The 14,952-nt window shown below is 65.2% G+C and carries 14 protein-coding genes; 6 read left to right on the top strand and 8 right to left on the bottom strand.

Features of this window, described 5'->3' with window-relative positions:
- Positions 1-12: 12 nt before the first annotated feature.
- Positions 13-603: a polyhydroxyalkanoate synthesis repressor PhaR gene (gene phaR, locus XH79_RS04125; RefSeq protein ID WP_271580796.1), complete on the bottom strand. Its 591-nt coding sequence runs from the start codon at positions 601-603 to the stop codon at positions 13-15.
- Positions 604-919: 316 nt separating this feature from the next.
- On the opposite strand from phaR, the gene XH79_RS04120 reads away from it, so the two are divergent.
- The 3 genes from XH79_RS04120 to yddG all read left to right on the top strand — a co-directional run bounded on the left by XH79_RS04120 (position 920) and on the right by yddG (position 4,108).
- Entirely contained in the window at positions 920-2,098 is a 1,179-nt protein-coding gene (locus XH79_RS04120) for an acetyl-CoA C-acetyltransferase (RefSeq protein WP_212347364.1), read from the top strand.
- A gap of 250 nt (positions 2,099-2,348) precedes the next feature.
- Positions 2,349-3,074: an acetoacetyl-CoA reductase gene (gene phbB / locus XH79_RS04115; RefSeq protein ID WP_195801800.1), complete on the top strand. Its 726-nt coding sequence runs from the start codon at positions 2,349-2,351 to the stop codon at positions 3,072-3,074.
- Between the two features lie 164 nt (positions 3,075-3,238).
- Positions 3,239-4,108, top strand: coding sequence for an aromatic amino acid exporter YddG (gene yddG / locus XH79_RS04110; protein WP_271580795.1), 870 nt, complete (start codon positions 3,239-3,241; stop codon positions 4,106-4,108).
- Positions 4,109-4,243: 135 nt separating this feature from the next.
- Here yddG and XH79_RS04105 read toward each other — a convergent pair whose 3' ends face one another.
- Together XH79_RS04105 and gloB are read right to left on the bottom strand one after the other, a co-directional pair.
- Positions 4,244-4,666 (bottom strand): cupin domain-containing protein, encoded by a 423-nt coding sequence (locus XH79_RS04105; RefSeq protein WP_271580794.1) that lies wholly within the window; start codon positions 4,664-4,666, stop codon positions 4,244-4,246.
- A 23-nt stretch (positions 4,667-4,689) separates the two neighbouring features.
- The gene (gene gloB, locus XH79_RS04100) at positions 4,690-5,457 is read right to left on the bottom strand and encodes a hydroxyacylglutathione hydrolase (protein WP_271580793.1); all 768 of its coding nucleotides are present in this window, start codon (positions 5,455-5,457) and stop codon (positions 4,690-4,692) included.
- Positions 5,458-5,565: 108 nt separating this feature from the next.
- On the opposite strand from gloB, the gene XH79_RS04095 reads away from it, so the two are divergent.
- On the top strand, positions 5,566-6,312 hold the full coding sequence (locus XH79_RS04095; protein ID WP_212347377.1) for a methyltransferase domain-containing protein: 747 nt from the start codon (positions 5,566-5,568) through the stop codon (positions 6,310-6,312).
- 54 nt (positions 6,313-6,366) lie between these two features.
- On the opposite strand, the gene XH79_RS04090 is transcribed toward XH79_RS04095, so the two are convergent.
- From XH79_RS04090 to XH79_RS04070, 5 genes are all read right to left on the bottom strand, one after another.
- Positions 6,367-7,143 (bottom strand): DUF4167 domain-containing protein, encoded by a 777-nt coding sequence (locus XH79_RS04090; RefSeq protein WP_271580792.1) that lies wholly within the window; start codon positions 7,141-7,143, stop codon positions 6,367-6,369.
- A gap of 464 nt (positions 7,144-7,607) precedes the next feature.
- Complete coding sequence (prmC, locus tag XH79_RS04085) at positions 7,608-8,498, bottom strand: peptide chain release factor N(5)-glutamine methyltransferase (RefSeq protein WP_271580791.1); 891 nt, start codon at positions 8,496-8,498, stop codon at positions 7,608-7,610.
- On the bottom strand, positions 8,495-9,580 hold the full coding sequence (gene prfA / locus XH79_RS04080) for a peptide chain release factor 1 (RefSeq protein ID WP_271580790.1): 1,086 nt from the start codon (positions 9,578-9,580) through the stop codon (positions 8,495-8,497). The genes prmC and prfA overlap by 4 nt, the downstream gene beginning before the upstream one ends.
- Positions 9,581-9,640: 60 nt before the next feature.
- Positions 9,641-11,908 carry a phosphoenolpyruvate--protein phosphotransferase gene (gene ptsP / locus XH79_RS04075; RefSeq protein ID WP_271580789.1) on the bottom strand — a complete coding sequence of 756 codons (2,268 nt, stop codon included), beginning with the start codon at positions 11,906-11,908 and terminating at the stop codon, positions 9,641-9,643.
- Positions 11,909-12,258: 350 nt separating this feature from the next.
- Positions 12,259-13,515 carry an aspartate kinase gene (locus XH79_RS04070; RefSeq protein WP_212347392.1) on the bottom strand — a complete coding sequence of 419 codons (1,257 nt, stop codon included), beginning with the start codon at positions 13,513-13,515 and terminating at the stop codon, positions 12,259-12,261.
- Positions 13,516-13,665: 150 nt separating this feature from the next.
- Here XH79_RS04070 and XH79_RS04065 point away from each other — a divergent pair, with 150 nt between their 5' ends.
- Together XH79_RS04065 and ubiG are read left to right on the top strand one after the other, a co-directional pair.
- Positions 13,666-14,133: a PH domain-containing protein gene (locus XH79_RS04065; protein ID WP_212347395.1), complete on the top strand. Its 468-nt coding sequence runs from the start codon at positions 13,666-13,668 to the stop codon at positions 14,131-14,133.
- Positions 14,134-14,147: 14 nt separating this feature from the next.
- A complete protein-coding gene (gene ubiG / locus XH79_RS04060; RefSeq protein WP_211413381.1) occupies positions 14,148-14,915 on the top strand; it encodes a bifunctional 2-polyprenyl-6-hydroxyphenol methylase/3-demethylubiquinol 3-O-methyltransferase UbiG in 768 nt (255 codons plus the stop codon).
- Positions 14,916-14,952 lie beyond the last annotated feature (37 nt).

Here is a 14,952-nt window from a genome sequence, read left to right as displayed (position 1 = left end):
CGAACGAAGGACCTACTCGTCCTTCTTCGACATCCGCTCGAGGCGCTCCTGCATTTCCTTCATCTGCTGGCGCAGATCGTCGATGTTGCTGTCCTTGGGCGCCTCGGCATTCGCATCGGGCTCCGGCTCGGGGCTCGACGCCGGGCGGGGCGCGGCGAACGGCTTGAACATCGAGAAGGTCTGTTGGAACAGCTCCATGTTGCGGCGGACCTGTTCCTCTAGCGGCGCAAACGGCGTGCCGGACAGCGTGTTGGCGATCTGCTTGCGGAACTTCTCCTGCTCCTGGGTCAGCGTCGCGATCGACTGCTCCAGATATTTCGGCACCACCATCTGCATGCTGTCGCCGTAGAAGCGGATCAGCTGGCGCAGGAAGGTGGTCGGGAGCAGGTTCTGGCCGGCCTTGTTCTCCTGCTCGAAGATGATCTGGGCCAGCACGGAGCGGGTGATGTCGTCGCCGGTCTTGGCGTCGTAGACCAGGAAATCTTCGCCGTCCTTGACCATGGCGGCGAGGTCTTCCAGCGTCACGTAGGTACTCGTTCCGGTGTTATAGAGCCGGCGGTTCGCGTATTTCTTGATGGTGGTGGGTTGGTCTGATTTCGCCATGGGCTCTCACTTGCAAAAACGCTGAGAACGGGAACCCGGCGGGCTATGCCGCAGGGCGGGAAGAGTACGCAACGCAACAAAATAAGCATTTTCAAAGGGGTCACGCTACCGTTTTGTGCGCCACGGTTAATCGGGCAGCAAAAACGTGCTTGCGAAAGCGCCAAGAACGCTATTTTGAATGCGCTGCGGCATGAATTCGGCCCCCCGCCGATTGACATGCCTCAACGACGTTAACAGGATGGCTGACGAGACTGGCGAGCGTTTTTCCAGCCCCGCCTGCCCCTTCACAAGAACCTCAAGCCCCAGGAGATGCCCCATGTCAGACGATGTCGTCATCGTCAGCGCCGCCCGCACCCCGGTCGGAAGCTTCAACGGAGCGTTCGCGACCCTTCCCGCCCATGACCTCGGCGCCGTCGCCATCAAGGCCGCGCTGGAGCGCGGTGGCATCGAGCCCGGTCGGGTCTCGGAAGTCATCATGGGCCAGATTCTGACCGCGGCCCAGGGTCAGAACCCGGCCCGCCAAGCCTCGATCATAGCCGGCATTCCCGTGGAGAGCCCCGCCTGGGGCGTGAACCAGCTTTGCGGCTCGGGCCTGCGCACGGTCGCGCTCGGCTACCAGGCGCTGCTCAACGGCGATTCCGAGATCGTGGTCGCCGGCGGCCAGGAATCCATGAGCATGGCTCCGCACGCCCAGCACCTGCGCGGCGGCGTCAAGATGGGCGGCCTCGAACTGGTCGACACCATGATCAAGGACGGCCTGTGGGATGCCTTCAACGGCTACCACATGGGCAACACCGCCGAGAACGTCGCGCGCCAGTGGCAGATCACCCGCGCCCAGCAGGACGAGTTCGCGGTCGCCTCGCAGCAGAAGGCGGAGGCCGCGCAGAAGGCCGGCAAGTTCAACGACGAGATCGTTCCCGTCACCATCAAGACCCGCAAGGGCGACGTGGTCGTCAGCGCCGACGAATATCCGCGCCATGGCGCCACGCTCGACGCGATGGCCAAGCTCAAGCCGGCCTTCGAGAAGGACGGCACGGTCACCGCGGGCTCGGCCTCGGGCATCAATGACGGCGCTGCCGCCGTGGTGCTGATGACGGCCAAGCAGGCCGCCAAGGAAGGCAAGAAGCCGCTCGCGCGCATCGTGTCCTGGGCGCAGGCCGGCGTTGATCCGAAGATCATGGGCTCGGGCCCGATCCCGGCCTCGCGTCTCGCGCTGAAGAGAGCCGGCTGGAACGTCGGCGATCTCGATCTGATCGAGGCCAACGAGGCCTTCGCGGCGCAGGCCTGCGCCGTCAACAAGGACCTCGGCTGGGACACCTCGAAGGTCAACGTCAACGGCGGCGCGATCGCGATCGGCCATCCGGTCGGCGCCTCCGGCGCGCGCGTGCTGGTGACGCTGCTGCATGAGATGCAGAAGCGCGATTCGAAGAAGGGCCTTGCCACGCTGTGCATCGGCGGCGGCATGGGTATCGCGATGTGTCTGGCGCGCGACTGAAGGTCGCTGACGTCAAGCTGACGCGTGCGCCGCACACCTGATTGAGTGCGTTGCACGCGACTAAAAAGGCAGCGGTTGCAAATCAAATATTCTTCGCAACCGCGCAGGCCTCGACTAAAGAGAAACGCCCGGCTCAGCCGGGCGTTTTGTTCTTGATGTCCGTCAAACGTCCCGCATAATCCGTAGCTAAAAACGATCACTCAAAAGCGTCCGAAGAGTCCAAGGAAGAGTCCAAGGGAAGGAATACGATATGGCACGTGTTGCACTGGTGACGGGTGGTACGCGGGGCATCGGAGCTGCGATCAGCAAGGCGCTGAAGGCGGCCGGCTACAAGGTCGCGGCAAGCTATGCCGGCAACGATGCGGCGGCGGAGAAGTTCAAGGCCGAGACCGGCATCGCCGTCTACAAATGGGACGTCAGCAATTTCGACGCCTGCGCCGAGGGCGTGAAGAAGGTCGAGGCCGAGGTCGGCCCGGTCGACGTGCTCGTCAACAATGCCGGCATCACCAAGGACGGCGCCTTCCACAAGATGAGCCTCGAGCAATGGAACGCCGTGATCGGCACCAATCTCGGCTCGCTGTTCAACATGTCGCGCCAGGTGATCGAAGGCATGCGCGGACGCAAGTTCGGCCGCATCATCAACATCTCCTCGATCAACGGCCAGAAGGGCCAGTTCGGCCAGGTGAACTATTCCGCGGCCAAGGCCGGCGAGATCGGCTTCACCAAGGCCTTGGCGCTGGAGAACGCCAAGGGCGGCGTCACAGTGAATGCGATCTGCCCGGGCTACATCAACACCGAGATGGTGCAGGCGGTGCCGAAGGACGTGCTGGAAAAGGCCATCCTGCCGCTGATCCCGATCGGCCGCCTCGGCGAGCCCGAGGAGATCGCGCGCGCGGTCGTGTTCCTCGCCGCGGATGAGGCAGGCGCCATCACCGGCTCGACGCTGACGGTCAACGGCGGCCAGTACATGGTGTGATGCGATCGCATCACGTTCGATCATATAGGTGACTTCGTCATGCCCGGGCTTGTCCCGGGCATCATGCCCTGTCATTCCGGGGCGCCGCGACAGCGGCGAACCCGGAATCTCGAGGTTCCGGGTCTGGCGCTATGCGCCATCCCGGAACGACGAGGCCTCCTGCAATGACTCCCCGCACCGCGACGCTGATCGGATTGACCGCGATCCTGATGTGGTCGCTGCTCTCGGTGATGACGGTGGCGACCGGAAAGATTCCGGCGTTCCAGCTCGCCGCGATGACGTTTGCGATCGGCGGTCTCGTCGGCCTGCTGACCTGGATCGGCCGCGGCGATGCCGCCAAAAGCCTGCGTCAGCCGCTGGTGGTGTGGGTCGTCGGCGTCGGCGGATTGTTCGGCTATCACGCGCTGTATTTCCTCGCGCTGCGCTTCGCGCCGCCGGCCGAAGCCGGCCTGTTGAACTATCTCTGGCCACTCCTGATCGTGCTGTTCTCGTCGTTCCTGCCGGGCGAGCGGCTGGCCGTGCATCATGTCATCGGCGCCGTGCTCGGCCTCATTGGCACGGTGCTGCTGTTCGCCGGCAACACCAGCGGTTTTGCGCCCGGAGCCGTGCCGGGATTGATCGCGGCCTTCATCGCGGCGTTCGTCTGGGCGACCTATTCGGTGCTGTCGCGCCGGTTGAAAGCGGTGCCGACCGATGCGGTCGCGGGCTTCTGTCTCGCCACATCGGTGCTCGCCGCACTGATGCATGGCCTACTTGAAACCACCGTGTGGCCGGAGACCACGCTGCAATGGCTTTCCGTGATCGCGCTCGGCATCGGGCCCGTGGGCGCCGCGTTCTACGCCTGGGATATCGGCATGAAGCGCGGCGACATCCGCGTGCTCGGCGCCGCCTCCTACGCGACGCCGCTGCTCTCGACCGGCTTCCTCATCGCCGCCGGCTTTGCCAAAGCCAGCACAAACATCGCCATTGCCGCAATCCTGATCGCCGGCGGCGGCCTGATCGCGGCGAAGGACATGGTGCTGAGGAAACGGTGATCGTCATTCCGGGCGCACGAAGTGCGAGCCCGGAATCCATTTATTCGCGTCAACGGTGGCGAGATGGATTCTCAGATGCGCAATTGCGCATCATAGTTCGCCGCTTGCGCGGCGCCCCGGAATGACGGTGGGGAGCTACGGCTCCCAGCCCTGCGGTGCGAGCTCGAACTTCGCGAACTCGAACGCCGGTGCCACGGTGCAGCCGACCAGTGTCCACTCGCCCGTGGTCTCCGCCATCTGCCAGGCATTGGCCGGCACGATTCCCTGCGGCCGCTCGCCGCCGATGAGATCGGTGCCGAGCCGCACCTCGTGCTGCGAGCAGCCCTCATGGGCGATGCGCAGCGTCAAGGGACTGCCGGCGTAGTAGTGCCAGGTCTCGACCGCGTCGATGCGATGCCAGTGCGAGCGTTCGCCGCGCGCGAGCAGGAAATAGATCAATGTCGAGCGCGAACGCCCGTTGGCGTCCGTGGTCTGGTCGCGAAACGTCTCGCGATAGTGCCCGCCTTCGGGATGCGGGCGAAGTTCGAGGCGTGCGATGATCTCGGCTGCGGTCGGCATCGATCCTCGTCAGGACTTGTTCTTCAGGACTTGTTCTTGCGCTCGCGGAGCTCGCCGAACACGGTGGCGCCGTCTGCGCCCTTCATATGGAGCCTGGCTGCAATCGAGGGCTCATCGGCGCGCAGGAACACGTTCGCCCGCTTCTCGTCACCGAGCAGCGAGGGAATGGTCGGCTTGTTCTCGGCCCGGAGCCTTGCGACCTCCGCCGCGCGCGCCTGCAGCGCCGCATTGTCGGGATCGATGGTGAGCGCGAACTTGACGTTGGATGCGGTGTATTCGTGGCCGCAATAGAGCTTGAAGTCGTCGGGCAGGGCGCGCAGCTTCAACAGCGAATCCCACATCATCGGATAGGTGCCTTCGAACACGCGGCCACAGCCGATCGAGAACAGCGTGTCGGCGGCGAACACCGTCTTCTCATTGTCGAACACGTAGGAGATGTGGTCGAGCGTGTGGCCCGGCGTCTCCACCACGCGCGCCAGCAGATTGCCGATCTTGACCACGTCGGCATTGGCGACGCGCAGGTCGACGTTCGCGATCTCAGTCGTCTTGTCGTGCGGCGCGACGACGCGGCAGTTGTATTTCTGCTTGAGTTCGGCAACCCCGCCAACATGATCGCCATGGTGATGGGTGATCAGGATGTCGGTGAGCTGCCAGCCCTCGCGCTCGAGCGCCTTCAGGATCGGGCCGGCCTCCGGCGCGTCGATCGACGCCGTCGCCTTGGTTTCCAGATCGTGGATCAGATAACCGAAATTGTCGTTTAAACAGGTGAAAGTACGAATTTCGGCGGCCATGACCTCTCCATCGCGCTCAGCCCCGCCAGACAAATATGGCGTTAACGTTGCCCAGGCAATGCAATATTCCGCGCGCAGGCGTGCCCTCGCGCATGTTACATTGCGGTCATGACCATCGACGTCGTCGACCTCCGCGAGTTCTATTCCCGCCGCCTCGGGATCGTGGCGCGGCAAATGATCAATCGCGGCATCCGGGAGCGCTGGCCGGGCGCCGAGGGCCATCGCGTGCTCGGTATCGGCTATCCCACGCCCTATCTGGGGTTGTTCCGCGAAGACGCCGAGCGCTGCATCGCCTTCATGCCGGCGGCCCAGGGTGTCCTGAAATGGCCGACGGGCCGGCCGGCGCTGGCCTCGCTGGTCGATGAATTCTCGCTGCCGCTTCCCGACGCCGCGGTCGACCGCATCCTGCTGATCCATGCGCTGGAGATGTCGGACGATCCGGCCGCGCTGCTGCGCGAGGTGTGGCGGGTGCTGTCGGGTTCGGGCCGCGTCATCGCGGTGATCCCGAATCGGCGCGGCGTATGGACTCGCACCGACAGCACGCCGTTCGGTCACGGCCGGCCGTATTCGCGCTCGCAGATCACCGATCTGTTGCGCCAGACCTGGTTCACGCCGACGGCCTGGGGCGAGGCGCTGTTCATGCCGCCCTATGCCGGCGGCTGGGTGCTGAAATCCGCGCAGATGTGGGAGCGTGCCGGGGCGGCGCTGTCGCTGCCCTTTGCCGGCGTGCACATCGTCGAAGCCACCAAGCAGGTCTATCGCGCGATCCCCGCCAAGCGTGAACGGGCGCGGCTGATTCCCTCGCTGGCCAAGCCCGTGCTGGTGCCGTCCTCGACGACGGTGACGCGCAGCTGAAACAAATCGTCCCGGCGAGGCCGGGACGATCGAGATCAGAAAATCAGAAGAGGCTTACTCGCCCGAGGCGACTTCGTCGCTGGACGCGGCGGGAGCCGCCTCGCGATCGGGACGCGGCCCATGCGGCCGGCGCCGCCGGCGCGGATAGCGCTCGCCGCCACCACCGCCTTCGAAGCCGCCCTGGCCGCCATTCACCTGCGGCTGTGCGCCGGTGATGAAGGAGGGCAGGCGGTCGACGCTGCCGGCATCGGCGATGACGGGCTGCGGCTGGTTCGCGGGTTGCGGCTGCGGCTGATATTGCGGCTGCGGACGGTGGTCACGTTCGCGATGCTCGCGCGGCTGCTGATTGTCGCGCTGATAGGGCTGCTGGTCGCGCTGCTGGTGATCACGCTGGTGATGATCGCGCTGGCCCTCGCGGTCGCGCATGAAGGGCTGCTGCTGCGGCGGCTGCGGAACGAAGCCCGGCTCCTGGCCGAACGCCGAGAAATTCTCGCCGTCGTCCTCGCTGTCGTCGCCGCTGGTGTTGCTGATGGGCTCGTCGCCGCGCGGCTGCTGGTTCTGGCGGAACTGCTCCTGGGCGGCCGCGATCAGGCGGAAATAATGCTCGGCGTGCTGGTAGTAGTTCTCGGCCGCAACGGGGTCGCCGGAGGAGCGCGCATCGCGCGCGAGCTGGAGATATTTTTCAGCGATATGCGAAGCCGTGCCGCGGATCTTGATGTCGGGCCCATTGGACTCGTAGACCCGGGTCATCGGGTTCTGGCCGCGCCGGTTATTGTTGTTGTTATTGTTGTTGCGGTTGCGCATCCGCTGCTTGTTCTGACCGTTTCTCATGTCCTGCCTTTAATTCCAGCCCTAAAGGTTGCACGCATTACTGATTGCAAGAGAGTGACCTGATGACAGCGGTTCACAGTGCTCGCACGCACCGCGCGCGAGAGCGGATTGAACCCTGCCAATGTTCGTCGACCGTCGCGTTCAACAAAGACGCGTTCCCCACCCGCCAGCATTCATTGCCAGCGAACCCATTCATATCGCCTGCCGAAACAAGCCCAGCTTTCTTGCGTAAGTGTTCAAGCGCAATATCAGGCTTTCGTTCACTTTGCGGTCGGAGAGCAGCGCAGCTCCACTGGCCATCGCGCTCAACAGGACCTGCGGCTTGGAACCTTTAAATCAGTAAAGCTCTCGCCCGAGAGCCCGGCTTTCGCCCGTAGGTCTACGGGGCCGGCACCGATGTGTTGACCGGAACGTAGTCGTTCCCAAGGGATATTCCAAGAGCTTTTTACAGACCAATCCGGCTTTTATGGGGGCATTTTTCGGGCCGAAACGGCCCGTGGGATGCCCGCCAAATCGGCCTTGGGCGGCCTGTCAACCACCAACGCGGCAGCGGCCATCAAGGTTTCAATGTTCCGGGCCTGGCCCTGTCCGGCCTCGACGACCAGCGCGCCGCCCGGGGCGAGGCGCTCGGCCGCCTGCGGGATCAGGACCCGGTAGGCGTCATATCCGTCGTTGCCGCCATCGAGCGCCAGATGCGGATCGTGCTCGCGCACTTCGATGCTCAATTTCGGAATTTCGGCGGAGGGAATATAGGGCGGGTTCGACACGATGAGATCGAACGGACCCGAGAGCGCCGCCAGATAGGAGCAGGCGACGAAGGCAGAACGGTTGCCAAGGCCGAGGGCTGCGGCATTGCCCCGCGCGGTACCGAGCGCGGTGAGGCTGAGATCGGTGCCGACACCGAAGGCATCGGGAATCTCGTGCAGCAGCGCGAGCAGGATCGCGCCCGAACCGGTGCCGATGTCGGCGATGCGGGGCCGGTGAATCTTCTGCTCGCGACAAAGCTCGAGCGCACGCTCGACCACCGTTTCGGTGTCGGGACGCGGGACCAGGGTCGCCTCCGAAAGGCGAAACGGCAGGCCCCAGAATTCGCGCGTGCCGAGAATGCGCGCCACCGGCTCGCCCGCGATCCGGCGCTCTGCATATTGCGCGAGTTGCGACGCCTCGGCGCTCGAGAGGGCGCGCGCGCCCTGCGCAATGAGGCCGGTGAGATCGAGGCCGAGCACGGCACTGATCAGGATGCGGGCGTCGAGCTCGGCCTCGTCGAGCTGTGCCGATCTCAATTGCGCCGCCAGCGCGCGGCGTGCGCTCTCGATCGATTGTCCGGTGAAGGCGTTGCTCACGCGGCGCGTCACGCCGCCACGCCTTGCGCGGCGAGCTGCGCGGCCTGGTGCTCGGTGGTCAACGCGTCGATCAGTTCGCCCAGCGCTTCGCCGGCGATCACCTGCGGCAGCTTGTAGAGCGTCAGATTGATGCGGTGGTCGGTGACGCGCCCTTGCGGGAAATTGTAGGTGCGGATGCGCTCGGAGCGATCGCCGGAGCCGACCTTCTCCTTGCGCTCGGCCGAGCGAGCGGCATCGACGCGCTGGCGCTCGGCGTCGTAGATGCGCGAGCGCAGGATGTTCATGGCCGAGGCGCGGTTCTTGTGCTGCGAGCGGCTGTCCTGCATCATCACCACGATGCCGGTCGGGATGTGGGTGATGCGGATCGCCGATTCGGTCTTGTTGACGTGCTGGCCGCCCGCTCCTTGCGCGCGCATGGTCTCGATGCGCAGATCGTCGTTCTTGATCTCGACGTCGACGTCCTCGACCTCCGGCAGCACGGCCACCGTCGCCGCCGAGGTATGGATGCGTCCTTGCGTCTCGGTGTCGGGCACGCGCTGCACGCGGTGCACGCCGGATTCGAATTTCAGCTTCGAGAACGCGCCGCGGCCCTGCACCTCCGCGATGATTTCCTTGTAGCCGCCGACCGTACCTTCGCTCGCCGAGATCACCTCGACCTTCCAGCCCTGCAAGCTGGCGAAACGCTCGTACATCCGGAACAAATCGCCGGCGAACAACGAGGCCTCGTCGCCGCCGGTGCCGGCGCGGATTTCCAGCACCACGTTGCGGTCGTCCATGGCGTCCTTGGGCAGAAGCGCGACGCGGATCTTCTGGACCAGCTCCTCGATTTTCGGCGTCAGCTCGTCACGTTCGGCCTCCGCCATGCCGCGCATCTCCGCGTCCGTCGCGGGATCGGCGATCAGCGCCTCGGTATCGGCGAGCTCCTTGACGGCGGACCGATAGGTCTTGACCGCCTCGATCAGCGGCGTGATCTCGGCGAGCTCGCGCGTGATCTGGACGTAGCGCTCGGAAGTGAGCTGTCCGAGCGATTCGGCCTCGAGCGAAGCATGATGCGCGAGCAGAACGTCCAGTTTGGCTTCGGGGAGTGACGACATCGGTTCAGTCTCAAAAGGGCGGAAGGAGGCGAGGGCGGCGGGAAGCGGGCGACAGGCCCGCTACAACGCAAGGCCCTCGGCCTCGGCAAATTCCGTCAGCTTCTGCCGGATCGAGACGCTGCCCGCGGGCGCGTCGAGGAGCGGGCCGAGCACCGCTTCGGCCTTCTTGGCATCGAGATCGAGCACCATCGCCTTGACCGGGCCGAGCGCGGTCGCCGAAAGCGACAGCGAGCGATAGCCCAGCGCGATCAGCGCCAGCGCGCCGATCGGCTTGGAGGCCATCTCGCCGCAGAGCGAGAGCGATTTCTGCGCGTCTTGCGCCTTGCGCGCGATGTCGCGCAGCGCGCGCAGGATCGGCGCCGACATGGTGTCGAAGCGCTCGGACACCTTGGCATTGCCGCGGTCGACCGCGAACAGGAACTGGAACAGATCGTTGGAGCCGACCGAGATGAAGTCGACCTTCTTCAAGAGCTCGTCGAGCTGGTAGAGCAGGGCGGGCACCTCGACCATGGTGCCGATGTCGATTCGTTCAGGCAGCGTGTGGCCGTGCTGGCGCAGATATGTCAGCTCGCGCTCGACCAGCGCCTTCGCCGAATCGAATTCGGCGACCTCCGAGATCATCGGGAACATGATGCGCAGCGCGCGGCCGCCGCCGGCGCGCAAGAGCGCGCGGATCTGGCCGCGCAACAGGCCGGGTCGGTCCAGCCCGAGCCGGATCGCGCGCCAGCCAAGCGCGGGATTCTCCTCGATCACCGCTTCCATGTAGGGCAGCGCCTTGTCGCCGCCGATGTCGAGAGTGCGGAAGGTGACGGGCTTGGTGCCTGCGGCATCCAGCACGGTGCGATAGAGTGCGAGCTGGTCGCTGGTGCGCGGCAGGCTCTGTCCCACCATGAACTGCAGCTCGGTGCGGAACAGGCCGATGCCGGCGCTGCCGGTGTCCTCGATATGCGGCAGGTCGATCGCGAGACCTGCGTTGATCATCAGCTCGACCTTCTGGCCGTCCCTGGTGACGCAGGGGCGGTCGCGCAGCGCCAGGTACTGTGCCTGGCGGCGGGCGCGGAAGCGCACGCGCTCGGCGAAGGCGGCCTCGATCTCCTGCGACGGACGCACATAGATCGAGCCGGAGGTGCCGTCGACGATGATGGCATCGCCGGGATCGGCGATGCCGGGTGCGTTCGGCACTTCGCCGACGGCGGGAATTCCGAGCGCGCGCGCCACGATCGAGACGTGGGAATTGGCGGTGCCTTCCTCCAGCACGATGCCGCGCAGGCGCTTGCGGTCGTAGTCGAGCAGCGCCGCCGGGCCCATCGCGCGGGCGATGACGATGGCATTGTCGGGCAATTGCTCACGCGACGGCGCATGGTCCTGGCCGACCAGCTGCCGCATCAGGCGATAGCCGAGATCCTCGAGGTCGTGCAGGCGGTCGCGCAAGTAAGGATCGGTCGAGCGCAGCATGCGCGCGCGGGTGTCGGACTGCACGCGCTCGACGGCGGCTTCCGCGGTGAGGCCGGTGGCGACCGCCTCGTGCAGCTTGTGCGACCAGCCCTGGTCGTTGGCGAACATGCGGTAGGCTTCCAGCACCTCGCGATGCTCGCCGCCCTCGGCGACGTCGCCGCGCTCCAGCATGCGGTCGAGATCGGCGCGCAGCTTGGCGAGCGCGGTATCCAGCCGCTTGATTTCCTTCGGCAGGTCCTCGGCGATGTAGTCCTTGATGACGACGCGCGGCTCGTGCAGCACGACATGGCCGAGCGCGATGCCTTCCGACAGGATCGCGCCGACCTTCTGCGCCGAATGGCGCGCGGCGGGCTCGAGGCCGGGCTGGGCCAGCGCGGACAATTCGCCGGAGGCGATCAGCTCGGCCAGCACCATGGCGGTGGTCTGCAGCGCCTCGAGCTCCTCCTCGACATAGTTGCGCTTGGCGCGGTTCTGCACCACCAGCACGCCGAGCGTGTTGCCGGCGCGCAGGATCGGCACGCCGAGGAAGGAGTGGTAGATTTCTTCGCCGGTCTCGGGACGGAACGAGAAGGCCGGATGGCTCTGCGCGTCGCTTAAGTTGAGCGGGGTCGCCTCGCTGGCGACGAGGCCGACCAGGCCCTCATGGGCGCTGAGCACGGTATGGTGCACAGCCTCGCGGTTGAGACCTTCGGTGGCGTAGAGCTCGAGCGTGTTGTCGACGCGCAGCACGTAGACCGAGCACACCTCGGCCACCATGTTGGCGGCGATCAGCACCACGATCTTGTCCAGCCGCTCCTGGGCCGAGACCTGCTCCGCCATGGTTTCGCGGAGCCGTCTCAACAAGACGCGGGGACCTCCCGACGCGCTCCGCATGTACCGTCAATCTCCTCCGTCTGCCGGGGCCGAAGGGGCCCGCGGCGGCTCGCCCGAAGTCCAGAAAAACAACAAATTTGCTCGTCCGGCGCCGGCCCCGGCGGTTGCCGGAGCCGAATCAGCACCGCCTGAACTGGGGCACAGTTTCCGGCAGCCCACCCTGTCCGCGTATAGCGAATTAGGGCTTGTTTTGCCAAGCAAAACGCCTGCCAAACGCGAAGGTGTGTACACCTTCGCGTTTGCTGCGACCGCTAAGAGAAAATTAGCCCCTGCATGGTCCGGAAAAGTGCGAAGCGGTTTTCCGGAAAGACCATGCTCAAACGACAATCTGAAGCGCGACGGGTCGCGCTTCAGGCCTGATCGAGGCCGTAGAGCGTATGCAGGGTGCGCACCGCCAGCTCGGTATAGGCGGTGTCGATCAAAACCGAGAATTTGATCTCGGAGGTTGTAATGGCCCGGATGTTGATATTCCGTCCCGCGAGGGCCGAGAACGCCTGGGCGGCGACGCCGGCGTGGCTGCGCATGCCGCTGCCGATCACCGAGATTTTTGCGACGTCGGTAGCGGTATCGAGCCGGGCATAGCCGATCTCGGCCTTGGCGGCGGTAATCGTGTCCTTGGCGCGGGTGTAGTCGGCCGCCGGGACCGTGAAGGTGAGGTCGGTGGTCTTTCCGTCCTCGGAGACGTTCTGCACGATCATGTCGACGTTGATGTTGGCGTCCGCCAGCGGGCCGAAGATCGAGGCCGCAACGCCCGGCTTGTCCTGGATCTGGCGCACCGAAATCTGGGCCTCGTCCTTCGAAAAGGCGATACCGGTAACGACGTGGTTTTCCATGATCTCCTCCTCGCCGCAGATCAGGGTGCCGGGCGGCTGGTTGGCATGCGGGTCGATATCCTCGGGCTTGTCGAAGCTCGAGCGGACGAAGATCGGCATGTTGTGGACCATGCCGAGTTCCACCGAGCGGACCTGGAGCACTTTGGCGCCCTGTGAGGCCAGTTCCAGCATGTCCTCGAACGCGATCTTGTCGAGCCTCTTGGCCTTCGGCACGATTCGCGGGTCGGTGGTGTAGACGCCATCGACGTCGGTGTAGATGTCGCAGCGGTCCGCCTTGACGGCTGCGGCGACCGCCACGGCCGAAGTATCCGAGCCGCCGCGGCCGAGCGTGGTGATGCGGCCCGTTTCGGCGTTGATGCCCTGGAAGCCGGCGATGACGGCGACCTCCTTGCGCTCCTGGAAGCGCTTGATGATCTCGCTGCCGTCGATGTCCTCGATCCGGGCCGAGGCATGGGCGTCGCTGGTCTTGATCGGGATCTGCCAGCCCTGCCAGGAGCGGGCCTGGATGCCCATGCCCTGCAGCACGATGGCGAGGAGGCCTGACGTGACCTGCTCGCCCGAGGCGACGACGGCGTCGTATTCGCGCGCGTCGTGCATCGGCGAGGCCTCGGTGCACCAGGCCACCAGCTCGTTGGTCTTGCCCGACATCGCCGAGACGACCACGGCCACTTCATGGCCGGCGTCGACCTCACGCTTCACATGGCGTGCGACGTTGCGGATACGTTCGATGTTGGCGACGGATGTGCCGCCGAATTTCATCACGAGGCGGCTCATGACGACGCGTGCATTCCCTCATAAGGATCAGTATGGTGACCCGCACCGGACGGGTGCCTGCGGACACCGACCGCGCGTATACAGAGCGGCGGGGCCGGGGGCAAGCGGGTTCCTGCGGGGGCAGGGTCGGGGGAGTGGGTTAACCAGATCATGGCGCGCTATATCGACGAGATCCTGCAGCCGGGCGAGCGGGTGCTGTATTCGACCAATGCGCACTGGATCTTCCATCTCCCTGCGATTGTGGCCTGGATCGTGGCGCTGGTCCTGTTCCTCCTGTCCCGACAGGTCACCGCCGATGGGCTCGTCTTGCTTTGCCTCGTCGCTGCGGGCCTCGTGGCTCTGGCGGCCTTGTATTGGACCTTCAAGGGCTGGTTCCATCGCTTCACCACCGAGACCGACGTCACCAATCTGAGGGTCGTGCACAAGACCGGATTCATCAAGCGTCGCACCTTCGAGATGGCGCTGGACAAGGTCGAGAGCGTCGATGTCAACCAGACGATTCTTGGACGGATTCTCAACTACGGCGACGTGACCATCAACGGCGTCGGCGAAGGTCGCGAAACCATCCGGACCATCGCCTCGCCGCTCGCTTTCCGTAGTTCGATCACCACGCGGTAGGACCGCGCGTACCCATGAGCATGCAGCAAAATACTTCCCTCTCCGCCCAGCCGGGCTCGACCGTCGACGCCGCCGAGATCGCGAAATTCTCAAAACTCTCGGCGGAGTGGTGGGACCCCAAGGGCAAGATGGCGCCGCTGCACCGGATCAACCCGTTGCGGCTCGGCTATATCCGCGACGCCGCCTGCCGCAAGTTCGAGCGCAACGTTCGCAGCCTCAACTGCCTTGGGTCCTTGCGCGTGCTCGACATCGGCTGCGGCGCCGGCCTGCTCTGCGAGCCGCTGTCGCGGCTCGGCGCGCAAGTCATCGGTGTCGATCCCTCGCAGAGCAACATCGCCGCCGCCAAACTCCATGCCGACAAGAGCCACCTTGCGATCGACTATCGCTGCACCACGGTGGAGGAGATCGATCCGCGCGAGCGCTTCGACATCGTGCTGGCGATGGAGGTGGTCGAGCACGTCGTCGACGTCGGCATGTTCCTGAAGCGCTGCGCGTCGATGCTGAAGCCGAACGGCCTGATGGTGGTCTCGACGCTGAACCGGAACTGGAAGAGCTTTGCGCTCGCCATCGTCGGCGCCGAATACGTCCTGCGCTGGCTGCCGCGCGGCACGCACGAATGGAACAAGTTCGTCACCCCCGACGAGCTCACCAAGTATCTGCTCGACAACCGCCTCGTCATCACTGAACAGACCGGCGTCGTCTACTCACCCTTCGCCGACAAATGGGCCCTCTCGTCGGACATGGACGTGAACTACATGGTGGTCGCGGAAGGCATGGTGTGACGTTGAGCGCGTAAGGAGCACGCTGCGGACGCACAAA

Origin of the sequence: Bradyrhizobium sp. CCBAU 45389 (assembly GCF_028128625.1) — a bacterium.
GTDB classification, from domain to species: Bacteria; Pseudomonadota; Alphaproteobacteria; order Rhizobiales; family Xanthobacteraceae; genus Bradyrhizobium; species Bradyrhizobium liaoningense_B.
Note: the sequence above shows the minus strand (reverse complement) of the source record. Positions and strands in the feature narration are given on the sequence as shown.